Origin of the sequence: Deinococcus sonorensis KR-87 (genome assembly GCF_040256395.1) — a bacterium.
In the GTDB taxonomy this organism is placed as follows: Bacteria; Deinococcota; Deinococci; order Deinococcales; family Deinococcaceae; genus Deinococcus; species Deinococcus sonorensis.
This window is the reverse complement of record NZ_CP158296.1, coordinates 280,181-300,114: the sequence shown is the minus strand read 5'-3', so window position 1 is coordinate 300,114 and position 19,934 is coordinate 280,181. Positions and strand designations below refer to the sequence as shown.

Below are 19,934 nucleotides of genomic sequence, written 5' to 3'. Positions count from 1 at the left end.
TCTCTCCAACCACCGCGTTCATGCTGCCCGGTCACGGCCGCCTCACTACCGTCCGCACCTGCCTGGAGTAGCCTCAGGTCATGACCCAGAAGCCGACGGAGGCCCAGGCTCGGGTACTCACTGCCCTGCGGGACGGTGCAGAGCTGAAATCCCACGCCCGAGGCGAGCGTGGCCCGTACTACACGCTGAACGGTCGCCGGCTCAGCGTCACGCTGCTCAAGGCCCTGGAGGGGCTGCGCTGGATTGAGCGGCAGGGTCGTCCGGGGCAGCCGGTGGCCGCATATGACCTCACCCCGTCAGGTCGCGCCGCGCTGGCGCCGTCAGGAGACCCAGCACATCAGGAGCCTGAGGACGAATGATCGGGTGTTCCCTCCAGCAGCGTCTTCAGGGCCAGCGCATCGGCAGGGGCGTGCGCGCCGATGTCATTGTCAAAATAGACGTACACGTCCTGCGGGCCTGAGGGTGGGCCCGGAGTGATGGTCGGAAGGGTCCCGGATCTCTCGCCCGCCTGCCACGCCCGGATACGCCCGGCCCACACGTCCAGCTCCTCTGCCGTGTAGCCGCTGCTGTAGAGGGCCTGTGCACCGTGCAGCCGCACGTACATGAAGTCGGCCGTGGCCTGCTCCACCAGCGGAAACAGTCCGGTGGCATCGGCCACCACCAGCGCCACGCCGTGCCGGCGCAGCTGCGCCACGCACTCCTCCGTCAGGAAGCTCTCGTGACGGACTTCCAGCGCGTGCCGCAGCGGTTGAAGGTCCAGCGCCTGATGGTCAGGGGTGTCGCCCCGTTCTGCATGCGCCGCCAACTGAGCCGCGGCAGCAGTGTCACGCGGCAACTGCTGCAAAAAGTCGTCCATCAGGGCCGGGTCGTAGGCCAGCCGCGGTGGGAGCTGCCACACGAACGGTCCCAGCTTGGCACCCAGCCCGAGCACGCCTGAGGCGTAGAAGTTCGCCAGGGCCATCTCCACGTTGCGCAGGCGACGCATGTGCGTGATGTACCGGCTGCCCTTGACCGCGAACACGAAGTCGTCCGGCGATTCCGCCGACCAGCGGTCATACGTCCGTGGGCTCTGCAGTCGATAGAACGAGGCGTTGATCTCCAGGCTGGAGAAGGTCTGCGCGGCATGCGTGAGTTCCAGCCGGTGAGGCAGGCCCGCCGGATAAAACGGCCCACGCCAGGAGGCGTACGCCCAGCCGGACGTGCCGATCCGCAGCGTCATCGGCTCACGCTGGCGCAGCCCTGCACCTGGTTACGGCTGCCCGTGGTCTGCCTGATCGGCCGGCACGACCTCCGCCTGATCGCTGGGAAACGTGGAAAGGTGCTGGGCGCGCATCCGTTCCGCCTCGGCCATCTCGCTGAACACGGCCGGCTGGCCCTCAGCGTCCGTCAGGCGGAAGCGGTGGAGGGGCGTTTTGGGGTCTTCGGTCGACCGGGTCACCATCACGACGTAGCTCATGCTCTGAGTCTAAGAACCCCGGCGGCCCGCGCCTGAGAATTCCCTCAACGCGCCCAGGGGAGAGAGTGAACGATGAAGTGGACAGAAACGTCCAGGGTCACCCCTGCCAGCGGATCAAGCGGCTGGCAGGGGTGGACCGTGGGTAGACGCGACCAAAACCCAACTGAACCTCCGTCTGGCACGAAGGCAGCACCTCGTCCCAATTCCCAGTTCACAGGCTCTCCAGCCAGAAATCCGCCGAGAGGGTCCATGGCTGGGCTGCTTCCCTCACGTCGTCGAGCGCCAAATTCGCGGCCGTCAGAGTGGATCTATAGGTGCGCCTGGGGCCCCAGCTGGGCCAAGTCGGTCAGAGCCGTTCTGGACAGCCCTGAGGAAACGGCCCAGGCGACCTCCATGAAACTGTTCACACAGGGTCCATTCGGAGCGGTCAGGAGGCGCCTCAGGACCTGCCTGGGTTGGTCATGATCGGTCGCTGGGCATCGCGCTGCGTCCTTCAAAAGGCGGCATGCTCGCAGCACCGTTCGGGATATGGACCGCAGATGACGCCTGCCTTACGTGGCGGGCGTGCGAGAGCATTGCGCCACCTCAGCCACTCGTCAAGGTTTGCTTGGCCTTCCTTCAGGCTGGTGCTCTGCAGCCAGGACCCGGAGGCGGGCTATACCCTCCTGAACAGTGAGACGCTGGCCTGTCTCTCGGCTGTGTTCCAGAACAGCCGGGGGGATCATTGCCACCGCCTGCGCCAGCCTGGAGGCGGCGAACTGCCTCAACTCGGAAGGCAGGGCCGGCCCAGCCAGGGCCGTTTCCGTCAGGATCACCGCTTCCTCGGGCCATCCCCCTGCCAGCAGAAACTCGGCCGCCCAGAACAGCGTGAAGCGCCCGAACTGCTCTGTGGCCGGCTCACTCAGGCTTGGCCTTAGCACGGCCCAGCCGGCTTCAGCGCCGTGGGTCTGGACCAGTGCCGCTGCCCAGACGGCCCGGAGGACCGGGGCCAACGGCCGGGAGCGCTCGCGCAGTTCCACCGCCCGCTGCAGCGCTGGTCCAGCTTCGCCGGGCTGCCCCGCCTGCAGCAGCCACACGCCCAGTTCGCCCAGGGCCAGCGATTCCAGCAGGGCGTGGCCAGCCTGCCTGAAGGCGGGAGCAGCGGCCTGCAGGTGCCTCAGGGCCGCCTCCCGCTGTCCGAGCGCTTCATGGCAGTAGGCCATATTCATGTGGCCGTGGCCCAGACGTTTGGGGTCGCCCAGGCGCTTCAGCAGCGCCATCGCTTCCTGTTGCAGCTGCATGGCGAGCTGCGGGTTCTCCTGACGGTAGCTGCGCGCCACCCCCTGCAAGCTGCTCACCAGCAGGGAGGGTTCCTCCAGCGTCCGGGAGAGCGCCAGCGCTTCCTGACTGAGCGGCCGGGCTGCCTCCACGTCCTCCTGGCACAGCCAGGCCAGCCGGTTGAGTGCCTGCACCACCAGGGACGAAGCGTGCAGCCGCCGCGCAATGTCGAGGGCTTCCTGCCCCGCCTGCTGCTGCCCAGCGAGATCGCCCTGGCGTTCGCAGGCCTCGGCGAGCAGGAGCAGCAGTTCGGCCCGCTCAGTGTCGTCTGGGCCCAGTGAGAGTGCCTGCTCCAGCGCCTCGCGGCTCACTTTGACGAACCCCTGGCGGTCCGCTGCTTCGGCGTGGCGGCGCAACCAGCATCTCGCCTGCGCAGGCAGGCCTGCCTGGAGCGCGTGGCGCGCCAGCAGATCCGGAGGTCCCTGGCTGCCCAGCGCCTGAAGCGCACGCCGGTGCAGCAGACGGGCTCGCCCCGCGCTCAACCCGGCTTCCAGCGTCTCGCGGATGCGGTCGTGGGACGGCCGGTACCGGACGCCGTCGCCCGCCGCTTGTTCCAGCATCAGCCCGGCCTGCAGCAGCGCCTCCGTCCCCAGGAGCGTATGCTCCTCACTGAGATCCGCCACCAGCCCGACCCGGTCGAAGGTGGCCTGGGCGCCCAGGACCACGCAAGCCTGGGCTGCCGCCAGGGCAGCGGGTGGCAGCCGGGCACAGCGCTCCTCGATCACGGCCCGGACCCCCGGCAACGGGCCGAGCCCCTCCGGATCATGAAGCCGCCACCGGCTACCGCTCTGATCAATGGCGCCACGCTCCAGCAGGTCCCTCAACGCCTGGGTCAGATACAGCGGCTGACCCAGGCTGTGCTCATGCAGCCACGCGGCCACCTCGCGGACGTCGGCCCCCGCCGCCGCACCAGCCACCAGCGCCTCGCTTTCGCGCTCAGAGAGGGGCGTCAGGGCCAGGTGCTGGACCGGTACATCGCGGCCCAGGCGGGTCAGCCACGCGCCCAGTGGAGCAGCCGGGCCCAGCGCCTCAGACCGGATGGTCCCAATGAGGAGCGTCGGCGTCCGGGTCTGGGCCAGCCGATGAACGACGTACTGCGCCGCCTCCAGCGATTGCCGGTCCGCCCAGTGCAGATCGTCGAACACCAGCACCAGCGGCGCGTCGCCGGCCAGCTGAACGCAGGTGCGGGCCAGCGCCTCAAAGAGCAGCGCGTCGTTCACGTCCGGAGCGGGGTCAGGCGTGTCATGGCTCAGTTCCGGCAGCAGCCGCGACAGTTGGGTCCGCCAGACGGGCTCGATCCGAAGCTGGGGCAGCGACGCCAGCGCCTGAGGGTCGCGCAGGAGATCGGTCCACACCCCGAAGGCCGCAGGCGAAGTCGTGAGCGCCCGGCCCTGCAGGACCCGCGCTCCAGCACCTCGAATCCGGTCGGTCAGGGCCTTCACCAGGCGGGTTTTGCCGATGCCGGGTTCGCCAGTCAGCATCACCGCCTCCACTTCACCCTGCCGGGCACGCTGAAACGCCCCCATCAGGGTCTCAAGTTCGCGGTGCCGGCCCACGAACAGCGCGGCCGGGTCTGCAGTCCGGGCCGGCCCCTCCACGACCGGCGCGTCCATGACCAGCAACCGCTCCAGCGCCAGTGTCTCCGGCGCCGGAGCGAGCCCCAGCTCTGCCTGGAGCGTGGCCCGGCAGGCCTCCAGTGCGTCCCGGGCCGCGTGACGCTGGCCTGCGTTCAGCAGCGCCTGGATCAGGCGGCGCCACGCGCGCTCGTGGAGCGGGTCGAGCGCCACCCAGCGCCGTGCGGTGTCCGCCGCCTGTGCCGGGGCAGTGGCCAGATCGGCGCGTGTAGACGCGTCGTAGGCTCGCTCGGCCTGAGCGAGCATCAGCTCACGCTGCAGGGTCAGCCACGCCTGGAATTCGTCGCTGCCCGGCAACGCCAGCCCTTCCAGAAACGGTCCGCGCAGCACGTCCGGACGGCCCCCGGCCAGCTGCCGCACGTCCACCCGGTCCTGGGTCTCCAGACACAGCTGCACCGTCTCGTGATCGGTGACCAGCCGCTCCGATGCGTCCCCCAGCGCCCGTCTCAGTGACGAGAGCGCGTTGCGCAGCGCTGAACGCGCCACGGCCGGGTCGGAATCGGTCCACAGCAGCGACGCCAGCGTTTCCCGCGCCTGCGGTCCCGGCCGCAGTGCCAGATAGGCCAGCATCGCCACGGCCTTGCGCGTGCTGAGCGGACGAAGCGTCCCGTCCACCCACAGCTCCGGCGGACCGAGCAGCCGCAGCTCCAGCACGCTCATGTGCCCTCAGTGTAGCTCGGCCGGACGAGGCATCAGCGCCCTACAGCCACTTTCGGCAGGAACAACCCGAAGCTGGCGCCTCGGTCGGGCTTGCCCTGCACCCAGACTTACCCGCCATGCTGGTACACACTCCGGCAGACGTCGGCCAGCCCCACCGCGGTACCCTCAAAGGCCTCGGCGCTGTGGAGGTGCTGAACCACGCCGAACAGGCGCTCCCCCCTTCGTCGCGGACGAACACAACCGTTCCTGCGGCTCGTCTATCGCCCACACCTCGCAAGAATAAGGAAAGGGCGACTTCCGATGCTCTGGCCGGGAAGGCGGGTGGAGCGAGGCGGTTCAGGGCCTCGCTCCACCCTCAGTACCTACCGTACGGCCAGGCAGGCGAGCATGACCTCATCGTTGCGGACCTGCTGGCCACCTTTCACGACACGGACCTCATCGTCGAGCATCACGTCGTCCGTGCGCTGGAGGTGGGTGACGGTCAATCGGATGCTGGTCGCGGTCCGGCCCTGATCGCTGCCCACCGGGGTGGCCCACTGCACGCCACTCCGCGGACCCAGATTCTCGTCCTGAACGTCGACCGGCTTGCCCTCGGCGGTGGTGCCGAGCGGCGTGCGGACGACATTCCTGGCGAGGTCAACGGTGACGCCCCCGAGCAGCGCCGCTCCGGCGGTCCTGCCAAAGGTGATGCTCTGTCCAGACGTCGTCACCTTGAGGGTGGTGCTTCCCGCCTTGTCAAGCACGACCGGAGCATGGAGCAGGTGGGCGTATTCGGTGGACGTGATGCCGAAGCGCGGCGAACAGGGAAGGGCTTCCCCCAACAGCGTGTTCAAGATGAGCGTGGCAAACCATTCCCGGTCCTTCTGGACGGCCGTGACGAGTTTCGCGTTGATCTCCGCGACGTGTGGGGTGGGACCGACCGTGACAATGCTGGCTGGCATGTCGCCATGAGGCAGAAGGCTGCCCTGAAGCGCAGGCGCGGCGGCATGCGCCGCAGAACGGGAGAGGAGCGGCAGGGGCCTACAGTCGCACGGACGCCAGGGTAGGGCGTAGACCGGGCCCGCCGGAACACCAACAGGCAGTGGCCTGAACGTCTGGACGGTCGACACCCATGACCCAATTTATTGCTTATCATCCCGTCAGGTCAGCGGGAGCCCCGAACCGGAACCCGACGTCTTCCGCTCATCCGCGGACCATCCCGCCACCCACCCTGCACGCCTGTCCACTTCACTGAGGACCCTGATGACGAATTCGATCCCCCGACATGTTGCCGTGACTGGAGCCACTGGCTTCATCGGCTCTCGCGTAGTGCTGCGCCTCCTCCAGGCGGGCCATACCGTGACGGCGCTGGTTCGCCGTCCCGACCGCGCCCACCATCTGCGGGCGCTGGGGGTTCAGCTGGTGCAGGCCGACGTGACCCGGCCGGAAGGATTGGCCGACGCCATGCGTGGCGCGGACTGGCTGGTGCATCTGGCCAACCACTACTCGCTGCACGAACGTGACGAGCAGGTCTACCGCGCGGTCAATGTCGAGGGCAACCGCAACGTGATGCAGGCCGCGCTGGAGGCGGGCGTCGGGAAGGTGGTGCACGTCAGTTCCGGGGTCAGCTACGGTAGATCGCCGGACCAGCCCCTGACCGAAACGAGCCGGGTCGGCCCTCATCCGAACGCCTACTGGCGCACCAAGCATGAGGGCGACGAGGTGGTGTGGGCCTACCAGCGGCACGGTCTGCCGGTGGTCGTGCTGTACCCGGGTGGGGTGCTGGGCGCCGGTGACCCGAACGCCACGGGCGCCTGGATTCGCCGCCTGGTGCGTCGCCGTCAGCCGGTGCGGGCCTTCGATGCACGCGGCTTCACCTATGTGCACGTGGACGACGTGGCGCAGGCGGTGGTGCGTGCCGCGGCCCTGAACCGCACGGTGGGTGAACGGTACCTGATCGGCCGGGAGTTCCTCAGCAACCGGGAGTTCGTGGCCCTGGTGGCGGAGTTGTCCGGGGTGCCGGCGCCTCGTGTGGTCCTGCCGGACCGGCTGGCTCATCTCAGCGGAGAGAGTTTCACGCTGCTGGAACGTCTGACCGGCCTGCCTCCCGCGATGGACGTCAGCCGCAGCAGCACCCGGCATCTGGCGGCCGGCTTTCGCTTCGGCAGCGACCGGGCGGAACGGGACCTCGGTCTGAGCTACACGCCCGTGCGTCAGGCGATCCAGGAATTTCTGCAGTCGCTCCCGAACGCCAGGGCTTAACCGGGGCCTGGGGAAGAGTGAGTTGAACAGCGGGACCAGAACCGGTCGGGCGGAAGGCAGCCTGGAACGGCCGACGTGATCGCCTCGCTGCACGCGTGGAGGCCGAGTGTTCGGTAGCCCCACTCAGCGTCGCAGGCTTGACACTGCAGAGCTGTCTGCGGCAGGCACGCCGATCACGGCCTGCAGGAATGCGTTCTGGAATCTGCCGTGCGGGTCGAGATCGTTGCACAGCGACCGGAAATCGGGCAACCTGGGATACACGGTCTGGAGCCGTTCAGGCGGGGTCACGAACACCTTGCCCCAGTGTGGACGGGCTTCAAATGGCGCGAGCGCATCTTCCACCTCGTGGAGAACACGCCGCACCGCCGCCTCGTCACGCCGCCACGTGAAGTGCACCGCGACGCTGTCGCGCCGGTAGGCGGGGCTGAGCCACAGGTCGTCGGCCCGCACGGTCCGGACCTCCGAGACGAGCAGCAGTCCGGAGAGGCGCTCGCCCAGCGTGAACAGGGTCCTCAATGCTGCGGTCGCGTGCTCCCTGGGCAGCAGGTACTCGCTCTGGACCTCCTCCCCATTGCTGGGGGTGTGCGAGAGACGAAAATGAGGAAGACGCTCAAACCATGGGCCTGCCACGCCCAGTTGCGGCGTACAACTCGCCGCATCCAGGCCCGGAATCGGATGGTGTTCCTGGGTGGCCCGCCCTGCGCCGAACCAGACCGGGGGAACCGGTGTGTCCGGGGTGCTCCGGCGTTTGAGCCACGCCGAGTGAAAGACCTCGTCCTGCCACGTGGTGAACAGGCTGACGCTGTCCGCCGCCGACATCACCTCATCGAAGTGGCGTTCCACCTCGGCCAGACGCAGGCCCTCATAGACGTCCTGGCGCACCTGATAGGTCGGCTCGATGTTGAGTGTCAGCTCGGTCACCATCCCCAGAGCGCCGAGCGACACGACCATGCCGGCAAAGCGGTCGCCCTCCTGTTCGCGGGATGTGCGCACGATGTCGCCGCTCGCGGTCACGAGTTCCATCGCACGGACGGCGGCGGCCAGCGACGGCTGCCGGTCGCCGGACCCGTGCGTGCCGGTCATGCACGCGCCGGCCACACTGATGTGTGGGAGCGACGCGAGATTGGGCAGGGCAAAGCCGTGGTCGTGGAGGTACCGGCCCAGCTCACCGTACCGGACGCCCCCCTGAATCGTCACCGTGCGGCGCTGGGGGTCCAGGGCCAGCACGCGGTTGAGGTGTTCGAGCGAGATCAGCTCGCCCGGCGTGTCGGGCAGCGTGTTGAAGCTATGACGCGTGCCGAGCGGGCGCGGAGCGGTGGCCTGCCGCACCACCGCCTGCACATCTTCGAGCGTGCGGGGCCGGTGGAGGTCCCTGGCGTGATAGGTGACGTTGCCGCCCCAGTTGCGTTCAGCCATCGGCAAGGCGCCTTCCCATCATCCGCTGCATGCGGTCATGCTAGCTCTTCCTCCGGAGTGCGACAGTTCCCAGGGTAATGACGGAGGCCGCTGGGCGCGGTCTGATCCTGGCAGCAGCGCAGACTTCATGGACCCGGTTTGGGATGCTGGTTGCGGTACAGGATGTCGCTGGATGGCTGGTACATATAGCGCCGCCCACTCAACACCTTCACGGTTTCGGAGCCGCCACCGTCCCCCGTGAAGATAACCGCGTCACCCTCCAGCGCCGGACCCGGCTGCACCGCGTACTGGCCCCAGGTGACCGTCGTGTCGTAGGTCGGCTGCAGGTTGGTGTCCAGGCCTTTGGGCAGCACGACCGTGTGGTTGTACCGGCCGTTCGGCAACAGGACGAACTCGGTCGCCTGGAACGTTTTGTATTCGTGCACCACCTGGTAGGGATCGGTGGAGTACGCCGTCAGGATGGTCAGGTCCTCGACGTCCAGCCCCTCCCCGGCGTACACCTTCGCGCCGGCGCAGACCCTGTCCGGATGCGGATCGTCCTTCACAGCAGTGACGATCGCTGGCCCAACCGGATAATGCTCCTGCCATGTCCGGGCTTCCGCTCCGGCAGCGGCGGAGCGCTGGCTGTAGGTACTGCTCGCCTCGCTCTCGGTTCGCCGGAGGTGCATCCAGCCGGCGAAGGTCATCTGCTCGCCGCTCACCTCGTAGGTCTCGCGCTCAGTGCCCGAAACCAGCCACTGAAACGCCACCTTGTGGTCCTGAATCTGCCAGATGCCGGGTTCACCGCCCACCACACCGCCGGCGCCGGGTCGGGTGTTCACCACGAAGGCGCGTCCGTCCTTCAGCAGCGAGAGTTCCAGGGTGTCGTCCACGTTCGTCCACACCCCGATCAGCGCCGGGTCCAGCACACCGGGAGCGGACGGACCGGGCGACGTGCTGGCGGCCCTCGCGGGCGTGCTGCAGACGCCCGGGGCCGGATCTCCACCTGGACCGGGCAGATGGGTCACGCCGCTGCCACCGCCACACGCGCTCAACGACAGCAGCAGGGTCAGGGTGCGCGGCCGGCAGGGATCCGCTCTCGCCGGTTGGCCGGTTGCCGCCCGGCTTGAGGTCAAGGTAAGCGGGGCAGAGGGCCCGGCACATCGTTCGTTCGAACCTGCCGGCCCGTCTCGGGCTGGCCTCCGTGAGGTTCAGCCGAACGAAGGCGTGCAACGACCCGAGTCGGCTGGCCTGGACGGGCGGTTCGCTCGGCACCCATTCGCCCGGTTGGAGGCCAGGTTGAGCAGAACTCGCCAGGATCAGGCTTCTGCGGCACCGAGACGTGCGCCCTGCACCCGTCAGGGGCCGGGTGAAATTCAGCAGGACTGCTCCACACTTCGCACGTGATCGACACAACATCAGGGCTCACAGGGACTCAGTGGCGGGTCCGCTGTTACGCTTCGCTTCATCCTGAAGCATCCCGGTCGTGCCCTGGGGCTGAGTCTGGTGGTGGGCGCCTAGACGTCCGTGTCCTCGTTTCCCCAGTGTGGAACCACCCGGGCGGTGGCGGCCCGGGTGGCGGTGGAACTTCGGTGGGGTGAGGGTTCCCTAGGGTCAGGACATGTTCTGCACCGTGTGTCAGGACGGTCTGTGAACAGACGTCACCTCCTCCCTTTCCACATGCGTGGCGTTACTGGTGGGCCTTCTTCCAGTCGGCCGTGAAGTCGCCCATCTGGGCCACCACCTCAGCCCTGAGTTTGAAGCTGAGGTTGTCCATGGAGGCGGCGGTGTTGTAGCCGGTATCGCTCCACAGCGTCACGTACTCGAAGCCACCGTCATAGTCGAAGGACTCGTCCTTGAGGTTCCCGAGGGCCTTGGTGTCCACCTTGGGCGTGACCAGGCTCAGGCTGGCAGAGTAGACCAGACCACCGTCCGCATTGTTTCCGGCGTCCACCTTGAAATACAGCCAGGCGGGGCAGGCCGTGTAGTTCTCTCCGTCCGGATTGAGCTTCATGGAGCTCGCGAGTTGGTTCATGATGCCCTGGGCCGCCTGGCCGAGTTTGTCGTCTGCCTTGCCGCGCAGTTGCACTTCGGCGCGGCCCACACAGACGTGCTTCGTCTCGAACGGTTCCAGGTTGCTGGGCAGGCGGGTGGCGGACGCCACTGAAAGGGCGGCGAGGGCGAGGGTCAACAGGGAAAATCGGTTCATGGTGGGTCTCCTGAGTGGGGAAGGGGGAGGAACAATTACTGGAATTTCCAGTAGACGTAGGCGCGGCCCGGCGCGCCGCCGGTGGTGCCTTTGCAGATGTCGCCGGACGGTTTGAAGTTCACGGTTGCGCTGGCCGAGTAGTCGCCGTCGAAGGCCGAGACCTGCAGCGCCTCGCGCTTCCCGTTCGCGCTGATGAAGGTGGCTTTGACCTGATACGTGCCGATCGGGACGTCCAGCACCATGCCGCGTGCCGGCGCGGTCTTTGTGATCGCCTTGCCCGCACTGCCGTCGATCAAGGGCCCGACGGGGGTGAGCTGCAGCTCGATCTCATCGTTCTGGGTGGCCCACCGGGCCTGCCCGAAGGCGGACATCAGCGGCAGGCTGCCCCCGAAATACCCCAGGTCGCTGTACGGCTCCTCGCCGGGAATCTGGCCCGACAGCTGCCACTTGAAGTTGCGGGTCAGGCCGTCCCTGGGGTTGAAGGCGTTGTAATCGGCGGTGTTCGGCTGGGCGAGGCGGTAGCAGAAGGTCTTGCCCTTGTAGGGGGCCTGCAGCCAGGCGTAGGAGCGGTACCCGACGGAGGGCAGGCCGCTCACCGCGTACCGTCCGTGATCGTCGGTGAGTGTCTCGGCGACTCCGGTGGTCACCACCGGCTTGATCCACACCTGCACGCCGGCCAGCGGCTTTCCGTGCGTGTCCAGGGCCTGTCCCTGGACGGTGCCGGGGGCCGCACCGGCGCTGGCCAGGGCGGTTGAGAGGGCGAGCAGGGGGGCGAGCATTCGTCTGTGCATCTTGATCGGTTCTCCTGGATTGGGGGTGAGGGCGGGGGCAGGCGCTGCCCGCCCCCAGGCGCGGCTTCAGGGCCAGTAGCGGGTGAGGGCGAAGTCCTGGTTGCTGTCCTGCCGCAGCCCTGCCGCCACGATGCGGGTGGCCGGGATGCGCTCGTCCGGCTGCAGCGCCAGCGCCTGCGCCTCGTCCTGCTTGATGCCGGTGGCCACCGGGGTGACGGTGGTGCCGCCGGTGCCGAAGCCGCCGTCCGGCTGACCGCCGGCCGTCAGGCGCGTCACGGTGAAGTTGCTTTGCGAGCCGACGCCGTACACCCAGCCGCCCAGCACGACCTTGCCGTCACTCTGGATCGCCAGCCCGTTGGCAGCGTCCCAGTTGTCGGCGTTGATGGCGATGACCTTTTTGCCACCCTCCCCGAAGCTGGCGTCCAGCGCTCCGTTCTCGGTCAGGCGGGCGGCGGCCGTGTCGTTCTGGCTCTGTCCGGCCAGCACCAGCCGGTTCTGGGCGTCCACCACCACCGCGTTCGCCACCCCGATGCTGCCGGCACCGAACACGGCGCTCACCTTGCCGCCCGTCCCGAAGCTGGCGTCCAGGGTGCCGGCGGCCGTGTAGCGGGCCACCCGGAAGTCGCCCTCGCCGCCGGCGGCAACGATCTTGCTGCCCTGCAGGGCCAGCGCGTGAATGGCTTCGGTGCCGCTGCCGGCCGTCATGGCTGTGAGCACCTGACCGCCGGTCCCGAAGCCCGCATCCAGCGCGCCGGTGGCGGTGTAGCGGGCCAGGGCGAAGTCCACCCCGGAGGTGTTGCTGGCGAGGTTGGCCTGTCCGCCCACCACGATCTTGCCGTCCGGCTGGACCAGGGCGGCGTAGGCCCGGTCTGCGCTGCTGCCGGGGAAGGCGGTCTCGACGCGGCCGCCGGTGCCGAAGCTGGCGTCGAGGGTGCCGGCGCTGTTCAGGCGCGCCACCGCGAAGCGTTCCTCGCCCGCGCCGGTCGTCGCGTTGCCCGCCACCACAATCTTGCCGTCCGGTTGCAGGGCCACGGCCCGGGCGATGTCGGAGCGGCCCTCAAAGTCGATCAGCACCTTCCCGCCTGCGCCGAAGGTCGGGTCCAGCGCCCCGTCACGGGTGTAGCGCACCACCCCGAAGTCGTCCGAGACAGTGCCGGCCACCCGGCCCGCCACGACGATCTTGCCGTCCGGCTGCACGGCCATGGCGTACGGTACGTCCTCGCCCGCGCCCACCGGCGTCACAGCGATGCCCTGGGTGCCGAAGGTGGTGTCGAGGCTGCCGGCCGGGCCGCGCACCGTGACGGTGACGGTTTTGTTCACGGCCGGGACGCCGGCGCTGCTGCCGGACAGGGTCACGGCTGTGGGCTGCGAGTGCGCCGCGTTGGCCGCCGCACTCACCGTGACGGTGGCGCTGGTCTGACCGGCCGCGACCGTCACCGGAGCGGCGCTGGCGCCCGCCGGGAGGTTGCTGGCATTGAGAGTGATCGGGCCGGTGAAGCCGTTCAGGCGGGTGACGGTCACAGTCAGGGTGGCGCTGGTCCCGGTGATCACCGGGAGGCGGTCCTGCGAGAGCGTGAGGTCAAAGCTGCTCTGCGGCTGGGCCTGGGTGACGGTGATGGCGGCGGGCGCGCTGGTCACGCCGTTCGCGCTGGCCGTCACGTTGGCGGTGCCGGCGGTCATGCCGGTCACGACGCCGCCCGCCACCTTCGCCACCGTCTCGCTGCTGGATTTCCAGCTGAAGGTCACGCCGGTCACCGTGTGACCGGCCTGGTCCTTGGCGATGGCGGTGAGCGAAACGTTCTGGCCCACCGCGACGCTCGCCGTGGCCGGCGTGAGTTCGATGGTCCGGATGGTGGGGGTGCCCGGCGTGGGGCTGCCCCCACCGCACGCGGCCAGACTTCCGGTCAGGAGCACCGCACTGATGATCTGAATGCTTCGCATAACTTCCTCCTTGCCTCTTGGCTTCCGTACGGTAGAAAAAGCGCTCTGATTCGCCCGTGATTCGGGCGAAGTGCCCGCATTCACGGCTCGATGCCTGCCGCTTCGGCGATGGACGCGGACTGGGTCAGCACGTGCTGACCCAGGAAGTGCATCAGCGCGCCCGGCGTCGCGAAATAGCGCCGCTGCGGGTCGTGGGGGAGCAGCAGCGACGAGCGCCAGACCGGAAGCGAGCCGTCAAACTCGTACCAGACGCGCAACAGAAAGACTTCGTGCTCTGAGGTGGCCTGGAGCCGCCGGGATTCATTCATTGCAAGACCTCCGACACCGGGTTGTCAGTGTCGGAAGAGCGTAGGGAAAGGGGCGTGATTCCGCCCTGATTGGGCCTGCTGTGGCGGCGCAGGTGCTATCATGCAGGCCTCATGGACACGCCAGGGTGGCGCCTCCGGGTACTGGGACAGGTCCGGCTGAGCGGCCCGGTCCTGCCGGAAACGACGCTGGAACGCAAGCTGGCCGCCTGCCTCACATACCTTGCGCTGGAAGGCGCCACTTCGCGCTCGCGGCTGGTGGGGCTGCTGTGGCCCGATTCGCCGGAAGCCACGGCCCGCAACAACCTCTCGCAAATGCTGCGCAAATTGCGCCTCGCCACCGGCCACGAGCTGATCATTGGCACCGATGAGCTGTCCCTGGCGCCGGAGGTGCAGGTGGACGCCGCGCAGGCGCGCGCCCTGCTGACCCAGGGCCACGTCTCGGACCTGCTGAAGCTGGACGGCACCCTGCTGCACAACCTGAACTACGACGACTGCCCGGACCTCGACGACTGGATCACGGCGCAGCGCGAGCAGCTTCAGGAGTGGCGCCTCGGCGCGCTGCGGGCCGAGATGACGCGGGTGGAGCGGGACGGAGACACGGCCCAGGCGCTGGCCCTGGCCCGCGCGCTGCTGGACCTGGACCCGGTGTCGGAGGAGGCCTGGCGCCACGTGATGCGCCTGACCTACGTGTCGGGCGACCGTCCGGCGGCGCTCCGGGCCTACCAGAAATGCAAGGAGGTGCTGCGGCGCGAGTTCGGGGTGGACCCGCTGCCCGCGACGGTGCAGCTCGCCCGCGAGATCGACCGCGGCACCGTGCCGGTCACCGCCGCGCCGCGCCCGGTCGCGTTGCCGCTCGCCGTGCAGCGCCCGCCCCACCTGGTGGGCCGCGAGCGCGAGTGGGCGCAGCTGGAGGCGGCGTGGGGGCAGGTCCGGTTCATCTACATCCGGGGGGCGCCCGGGTCCGGCAAGACGCGGCTGGCCCAGGACTTCGCCGCCAGCCGGGGCGACTACATCGTGTACGGCGGCCGCCCGGGCGACACCGACGTTCCCTTCGCCTCGTCCGCCCGCAACGCCCGCACCGTTCTGGAACGCTTTCCGGACGTGCCGCTGCAGGAATGGGTGCGCCGCGAGATGGCCCGGGTGCTGCCGGAACTGGCGCAGCCGGGCGAGGTGCTGACGCCCCTCAGCAGCGAGGCCGACGTGCTGCGGCTGCGTCAGGCGATGCAGGTCTTCTTCACCGAGCGCACCCGCCACCTGGCCGCCACACTTGTCGACGACTGGCAGTTCTACGACTACGACTCGAACCAGGACGGCGCCTTCATGTGGACCACGCCGCTGCCGCAGGGCGTGGAGGGCCAGCTGCCGCCGATGATCATCACCTACCGGCGCGACGAGGTGGCCCTCGAAAGTGAGCAGCTGATTCTGCATCTGGTCGGGCAGGGGCTGGGCATCGTGATTGACATCGAGCCGCTGCCGGACGAGGGCAGCGAGCAGCTGATGAACGACCTGGGCGTGCCGCCCGACCCGCAGGCGCGCGCCCGGCTGCGGCAGCACACCGGCGGCAATCCGCTGTTCCTGCTGGAAACGGTGCGGCACCTGCTGGAGACCGGTCAGCTGGAGCGGGGACTGCCGGAGCGGCTGCCGCTGCCGCCCAAGGTAGGTCAGCTGATCGAGCGCCGTCTGTCGCTGCTGTCCACGCCGGCGCTGCAGGCGGCGCGCGCGGCGGCCATCCTGCAGCGCGACTTCGACGTGGAGCTGGTGGCGCAGGTGCTGGGCGCGCCGCTCTTCGACCTGCTGGGCGCCTGGGAGGAACTGGACGCGGCCCAGCTCGTGTCGGGTGAGCGCTTCTCGCATGACCTGGTGTATGAGACGGTCCTGGCCAGCGTCCCGGGCTCGGTGCGGCCGCTGCTGCACCGGGGCGCGGCGCGGGCGCTCGAAGGGCAGGGCGGCCACCCGGCCCGCATCGCCCAGCACTGGATGGAGGGCGGCAAGCCGGGCCAGGCCGCGCCCCAGTGGCTGAAGGCGGCCGAGCAGGCCCAGGCGCGGTACCTGAATGCCACCGCTGCCCAGAACCTGGGTCAGGCGGGCGAGGCGTTCTGGGCGGCCGGCGACGCCGACGCCGCCTTCCAGGCGTGGGGACAGCAGGGCGAGAAGCTCTTTTATCTGGAAGATCACCAGACCGTGGGCACGCTGGCACAGACGATGCAGGAGCGGGCCCGCACGCCGCGCCACAAGGCCCTGGCGCACCGGATCCACAGCGCCACCTTCCTGATGCGGGGTGAGGCGGCGCAGGGCATGGCCGTGGCGCAGATGGGGCTCTCGTGCGCGGTGCAGGCCGGTGATCTGCGGCTGGAGGCGGACCTGCTGGAACTGCTGGTGTTCAGCAGCTACCAGCGGGGCTACGACCCGGACCCGTCGGCGTGGCTGGAGCGCATGCTCCAGGTGGGGAACGCGCTGAATGACGCGGCGCTGCAGGCCAAAACCCACGACCTGTGGGCGCTGTACCTTGGCGCGTTCCGGCCCCAGGAAGCGCGGCGCCATGCCGAGGCGGGCGAGGAGCTGTATCGCCGGACAGGCGACCTGCAGGGCGTGGCGGCCTGCACCCAGAAAATCGCCACCGGGCTGCTGCGGTTCGGTGACGTGCATGGGGCCCGGGAGGCCCTGGGCCGCATGGCGGCCGCGCTCGATCAGGGCAACGGAATGGCCACCCAGCGACTCTTCCTGCTGGAGGGGCAGGCGTCCTGCGACCACGCCCAGGGACGCTACCGCCAGGCGCTGGAGGCGCTGGACGAAGCGCTGCAGATGGACGTGATGCATGCGGACGTCTGGGCGCCGGAGCTGCAGGCGGGCCGGGCCACGCTGCTCGCGGAACTCGGCGCGCACGAGGAGGCCCGGACCGAGGCGCTCGCCCTGCTGGCCCGGCTGCCCGGCTCACCCAACCTGCGCCCCGACGCCCGGGTGCTGGTGCTGAGCCTGCTGATCCAGTTGGGCAGCCGGGAGCAGGTGGAGGCCGCCCTGCAGGAAGCCGAACGCCTTCCGGCCGGTGGACTGTACTGGAATGCCCGGCTGGATCTCGCGCGCGCGGCCCTGCTGCCGGCGCAGGAGCGCCTGCCGCTGCTGGAGGCGGTGCTGAAGGCCGGCCGGACCCAGGGGCTGCACGGGGTGGCCAGCGCGGCCGAGGCGCGCCTCCAGGCCGCCCGGCTGGACCTGGGCCTGCCGCCCCAGCCGTGGGAGCGGGGACCAGAGGACGGGCCCGCTGGCGTCATCAGCCTGCTGGAATGGCAGGTGGTCCGGGTGCGGGTGGCGCGGGCCCTCGACCCGGACCGGGGCGAGCAGGCGGTGGCCGCGTTCCGGGCCTGGGTCGAGCGCACGGCCCAGCAGGACGTGCCGCCCGAGCACTGCACGCGCTTCGTGGAGCACGCCTGGCGGAGCCTGCAGCCGTCCGGGGCGGAGGCCCGACGTCCCCACCGGCAGCTGAAGCTCACCACCGCGGCGCGCTCCGAGGTCTGGGAGCGCGCCGCGGTGGTGGGCCTGGCCGGCGTTCAGGGGCTGCTGCGGTGGAGGTTCCAGTCCACCCGGATGTGTGTGGACACGCCGAGCATGCTGCTGGTGGCGTCGTACCCGCCGGTGAGGGTGTCGGGGTGCGCCGGGTCTATGTGACCCTCGATCTTGGCATCCTGGGGACCCTGCAGGTAGTTCCAGGGTTTGACGTACGAACTGTCGTCCACCGTGGTGGTGCAACCGTACTTGGTGTACGACGTGACCTTTTCCTGGCCCTTCATGGGGATGTCCTCGCCCGACACGTAGAGGCTGTACTGGCCGTCGTCGATGTGCAGGTCCTCCTCGGCCTGATGCGTGACCGAACCGGCCATCTGCATCGCCTTCTGGTACACGGTGTCGTAGCGCAGGATGACCGGCCCGAATACCACGCACTGCGAGTACACCTGCTTCTCGATGCTGCCGTTGTCGGTGTACTCGGCCTCGCCCTGCTGCTCGAAGATCAGCGTGGTTCTGGGGCCGTCCACCTCCTTCACGCCCACCACCTTGTAGGTGTGCACCTGCTTGAAAGTCTCCATGCCGGAGCCCACGAAGTTGCTCTGCACGTTCCACGGTTTGCTACCGCTTTCCGTGTACGTCACGGTGCCCTGCCACTGGGGGGTACTGTCCGTGACGGTCACGTTCGACACCAGCGTGAACGGACCGTCCAGCGGGTCGTCCACATCCACCGTCACCGCCACCGGGTTGCGGGGAGGCCGGGTGGCGGGTGCGGTGTACTGGGCGGTGCCGTCGCCTGTTGCACCGGTGGCCGAGACGGTCCCCACGCTGCTGTTGCCGCCCGCCGCACTATTGACCGCCCAGTTCCGGGCCGTCAGAGAGGCCAGAGCGTACCCGCATTCATTTTTGGCGGTCCCGGGCAGCGGGACGAACAGGTCGTCCTCGTCCTGCGGGGGCTGGTCGCAGTGCACCACCCGCAGCGCCAGCGCCTCGCCCACCCGCACGGTGGCCTTGAGCGGCAGCAGCTGAACCCCCTGCACCATCGACCAGTCGCTGAAGTGCGTGGTTTCGACCGAGACGGTCTGGGCGGCCAGGTCCCGGGCAGGTTTCCGGTACATCTGCCACACGCCCGCGTGATCCTGGTAGGCGATGCTCAGCGCCTGCGGGGCCGAATTCAGGGTGTCCTGGTCGGTGTAGCTGAAGGTGAGGCGGGCCGGTTTGGCGAAGGTGGTGCCTTCCGGCGTCAGGCGGTAGGCATGGCCGTGCTGCCCGGGCGCGGTGTCGCTGATCTCCTGAATGCCTACCTGGGTGTCGGCACTGAGCGCCCCGGCCGGAATGTCGATGCGGACGGTGTTGCCCGGCAGGCTCAGGCTGCCGCCGGCGGCCCCGATGGTGGCGGTCGTGGCGGCACCGAGCGGGGTGCCGACCGGCGAGGGGGTCGGGGGAAGCGGCGGGGTCGGGGGGCCGGAGGCACCACCGCCCGGCGCCCCTCCACAGGCGCTCAGCAGGATCAGGGTGGTGGCGATCAGGAACGACATGCGCATGGGGGTTTGTCTCCTCCGGTGGGCACAGCTCAGGGCCGCGCGATGTGAATGAAGGCCCGCTCGACGCCGTTGCTGCCGCCGTACCCGCCGCAGGGGCCGGTGATCGCCTTGAAGTCCAGCGTGGCGCGGTAGCGCTCCGGGCCACTCACCGGGTTCAGGACCAGCGGAACGCGGGTGCCGTCCGGGCGCACCTCGGTGGCCGTGACCTGGTAGTGCCCGACCGGCACGTCGTAAACGAACCCGTCGTCGTAGGTGGTGGTCTTGACGATGGTCTTGCCGGCGCTGCCGTCGATCAGCGGGCCGTCCGGCACCAGTGTCACCTCCACCACCGCGGTGAGCGGTACGGCGTTGGTGTCGTCCCAGTACCCATTCATCAGGCGGACCTCCGCGCCGAAGTAGGCGTTGTCCCGGTTGGCGTCGGGCATCACGCCGCTCAGCTGCCACCTGAAGTTGCGGATCACGCCGTCCCGGGGCGAGAACACCTTGTACTGCTCCGAAGTGGCCGCCGCGAGGCGCAGGCAGAAGGTCTGGTTGTGGTAGCTGACCTTCTGCCACGCGTAGGCCTGGTACGGCTCGTCGGTGAGTTCGGGCGTCTCGTACTCCCCCTTGGCGTCGGTATGCACCTCCACCACGCCGGCGTGAACGGCCGGAAGCATCCAGACCTGGGTGCCCTCCAGGGGCCTCCCCTGGGTGTCCACCGCCGTCCCCTTGACCCGCCACGCCTCGGTGGATCCGCCCCCGGTCCCGCCGGGGTTGCCTCCGCCCACGTCGCCGCCCGTCTTCCCGGGGGTGCCGCTGCCGGTCCCGGCGTTGACCGGGGAGGTGGTTCCGCCACACGCGGCCAGGGCCAGGACCAACATCGTGCCGATCACTGCTGCTTTGTTCATAGCCTTCCTCTCGTCCCGGCTTCATCCGGTGCGGCCCACGACCGCTGGCCGGGGGC

Annotated in this window: 15 protein-coding genes; 3 read left to right on the top strand and 12 right to left on the bottom strand. The window is 69.2% G+C overall.

Features of this window, described 5'->3' with window-relative positions; genetic code table 11:
* Positions 1–80 precede the first annotated feature (80 nt).
* Positions 81–359 carry a hypothetical protein gene (locus ABOD76_RS01260; RefSeq protein ID WP_350240826.1) on the top strand — a complete coding sequence of 93 codons (279 nt, stop codon included), beginning with the start codon at positions 81–83 and terminating at the stop codon, positions 357–359.
* Here ABOD76_RS01260 and ABOD76_RS01255 read toward each other — a convergent pair.
* The 4 genes from ABOD76_RS01255 to ABOD76_RS01240 all read right to left on the bottom strand — a co-directional run bounded on the left by ABOD76_RS01255 (position 338) and on the right by ABOD76_RS01240 (position 6,008).
* The gene (locus ABOD76_RS01255) at positions 338–1,219 is read right to left on the bottom strand and encodes a DUF72 domain-containing protein (protein WP_350240824.1); all 882 of its coding nucleotides are present in this window, start codon (positions 1,217–1,219) and stop codon (positions 338–340) included. The two genes, ABOD76_RS01260 and ABOD76_RS01255, sit on opposite strands and share 22 nt — an antisense overlap.
* A 30-nt stretch (positions 1,220–1,249) precedes the next feature.
* The gene (locus ABOD76_RS01250) at positions 1,250–1,456 is read right to left on the bottom strand and encodes a hypothetical protein (protein WP_350240823.1); all 207 of its coding nucleotides are present in this window, start codon (positions 1,454–1,456) and stop codon (positions 1,250–1,252) included.
* Positions 1,457–2,052: 596 nt separating this feature from the next.
* Positions 2,053–5,067 (bottom strand): ATP-binding protein, encoded by a 3,015-nt coding sequence (locus ABOD76_RS01245; RefSeq protein ID WP_350240821.1) that lies wholly within the window; start codon positions 5,065–5,067, stop codon positions 2,053–2,055.
* Positions 5,068–5,429: 362 nt separating this feature from the next.
* Positions 5,430–6,008 (bottom strand): hypothetical protein, encoded by a 579-nt coding sequence (locus ABOD76_RS01240; RefSeq protein WP_350240819.1) that lies wholly within the window; start codon positions 6,006–6,008, stop codon positions 5,430–5,432.
* 367 nt (positions 6,009–6,375) lie between these two features.
* Here ABOD76_RS01240 and ABOD76_RS01235 point away from each other — a divergent pair, with 367 nt between their 5' ends.
* Entirely contained in the window at positions 6,376–7,308 is a 933-nt protein-coding gene (locus tag ABOD76_RS01235) for an NAD-dependent epimerase/dehydratase family protein (protein WP_350240818.1), read from the top strand.
* A 123-nt stretch (positions 7,309–7,431) separates the two neighbouring features.
* Here ABOD76_RS01235 and ABOD76_RS01230 read toward each other — a convergent pair whose 3' ends face one another.
* The 6 genes from ABOD76_RS01230 to ABOD76_RS01205 form a co-directional block, all read right to left on the bottom strand.
* The gene (locus tag ABOD76_RS01230; protein WP_350240817.1) at positions 7,432–8,724 is read right to left on the bottom strand and encodes an FAD-binding protein; all 1,293 of its coding nucleotides are present in this window, start codon (positions 8,722–8,724) and stop codon (positions 7,432–7,434) included.
* Positions 8,725–8,849: 125 nt separating this feature from the next.
* Positions 8,850–9,731, bottom strand: coding sequence for a hypothetical protein (locus ABOD76_RS01225; RefSeq protein WP_350240816.1), 882 nt, complete (start codon positions 9,729–9,731; stop codon positions 8,850–8,852).
* A gap of 662 nt (positions 9,732–10,393) precedes the next feature.
* Entirely contained in the window at positions 10,394–10,912 is a 519-nt protein-coding gene (locus tag ABOD76_RS01220; RefSeq protein ID WP_350240815.1) for a hypothetical protein, read from the bottom strand.
* A 35-nt stretch (positions 10,913–10,947) separates the two neighbouring features.
* Positions 10,948–11,703: a carboxypeptidase-like regulatory domain-containing protein gene (locus ABOD76_RS01215; protein ID WP_350240813.1), complete on the bottom strand. Its 756-nt coding sequence runs from the start codon at positions 11,701–11,703 to the stop codon at positions 10,948–10,950.
* 66 nt (positions 11,704–11,769) lie between these two features.
* Positions 11,770–13,644, bottom strand: a complete 1,875-nt coding sequence (locus ABOD76_RS01210) for a hypothetical protein (RefSeq protein WP_350240812.1) — start codon at positions 13,642–13,644, stop codon at positions 11,770–11,772.
* An 80-nt stretch (positions 13,645–13,724) separates the two neighbouring features.
* Complete coding sequence (locus tag ABOD76_RS01205) at positions 13,725–13,952, bottom strand: hypothetical protein (RefSeq protein WP_350240811.1); 228 nt, start codon at positions 13,950–13,952, stop codon at positions 13,725–13,727.
* A 111-nt stretch (positions 13,953–14,063) separates the two neighbouring features.
* On the opposite strand from ABOD76_RS01205, the gene ABOD76_RS01200 reads away from it, so the two are divergent.
* Positions 14,064–17,612, top strand: coding sequence for an ATP-binding protein (locus tag ABOD76_RS01200; protein WP_350240809.1), 3,549 nt, complete (start codon positions 14,064–14,066; stop codon positions 17,610–17,612).
* Here ABOD76_RS01200 and ABOD76_RS01195 read toward each other — a convergent pair.
* Both ABOD76_RS01195 and ABOD76_RS01190 read right to left on the bottom strand, forming a co-directional pair.
* Positions 17,495–18,991: a hypothetical protein gene (locus ABOD76_RS01195; protein ID WP_350240807.1), complete on the bottom strand. Its 1,497-nt coding sequence runs from the start codon at positions 18,989–18,991 to the stop codon at positions 17,495–17,497. The two genes, ABOD76_RS01200 and ABOD76_RS01195, sit on opposite strands and share 118 nt — an antisense overlap.
* 29 nt (positions 18,992–19,020) lie before the next feature.
* Positions 19,021–19,878 carry a carboxypeptidase-like regulatory domain-containing protein gene (locus ABOD76_RS01190; protein ID WP_350240805.1) on the bottom strand — a complete coding sequence of 286 codons (858 nt, stop codon included), beginning with the start codon at positions 19,876–19,878 and terminating at the stop codon, positions 19,021–19,023.
* Between the last annotated feature and the right edge of the window lie 56 nt (positions 19,879–19,934).

Bases quoted from the DNA above. Each gene is read 5' to 3' on its own strand.
- ABOD76_RS01260 (WP_350240826.1), top strand. From the start codon at position 81: ATGACCCAGAAGCCGACGGAGGCCCAGGCTCGGGTACTCACTGCCCTG.
- ABOD76_RS01255 (WP_350240824.1), bottom strand. From the start codon at position 1,219: ATGACGCTGCGGATCGGCACGTCCGGCTGGGCGTACGCCTCCTGGCGT.
- ABOD76_RS01250 (WP_350240823.1), bottom strand. From the start codon at position 1,456: ATGAGCTACGTCGTGATGGTGACCCGGTCGACCGAAGACCCCAAAACG.
- ABOD76_RS01245 (WP_350240821.1), bottom strand. From the start codon at position 5,067: ATGAGCGTGCTGGAGCTGCGGCTGCTCGGTCCGCCGGAGCTGTGGGTG.
- ABOD76_RS01240 (WP_350240819.1), bottom strand. From the start codon at position 6,008: ATGCCAGCCAGCATTGTCACGGTCGGTCCCACCCCACACGTCGCGGAG.
- ABOD76_RS01230 (WP_350240817.1), bottom strand. From the start codon at position 8,724: ATGGCTGAACGCAACTGGGGCGGCAACGTCACCTATCACGCCAGGGAC.
- ABOD76_RS01220 (WP_350240815.1), bottom strand. From the start codon at position 10,912: ATGAACCGATTTTCCCTGTTGACCCTCGCCCTCGCCGCCCTTTCAGTG.
- ABOD76_RS01215 (WP_350240813.1), bottom strand. From the start codon at position 11,703: ATGCACAGACGAATGCTCGCCCCCCTGCTCGCCCTCTCAACCGCCCTG.
- ABOD76_RS01210 (WP_350240812.1), bottom strand. From the start codon at position 13,644: ATGCGAAGCATTCAGATCATCAGTGCGGTGCTCCTGACCGGAAGTCTG.
- ABOD76_RS01205 (WP_350240811.1), bottom strand. From the start codon at position 13,952: ATGAATGAATCCCGGCGGCTCCAGGCCACCTCAGAGCACGAAGTCTTT.
- ABOD76_RS01200 (WP_350240809.1), top strand. From the start codon at position 14,064: ATGGACACGCCAGGGTGGCGCCTCCGGGTACTGGGACAGGTCCGGCTG.
- ABOD76_RS01195 (WP_350240807.1), bottom strand. From the start codon at position 18,991: ATGCGCATGTCGTTCCTGATCGCCACCACCCTGATCCTGCTGAGCGCC.
- ABOD76_RS01190 (WP_350240805.1), bottom strand. From the start codon at position 19,878: ATGAACAAAGCAGCAGTGATCGGCACGATGTTGGTCCTGGCCCTGGCC.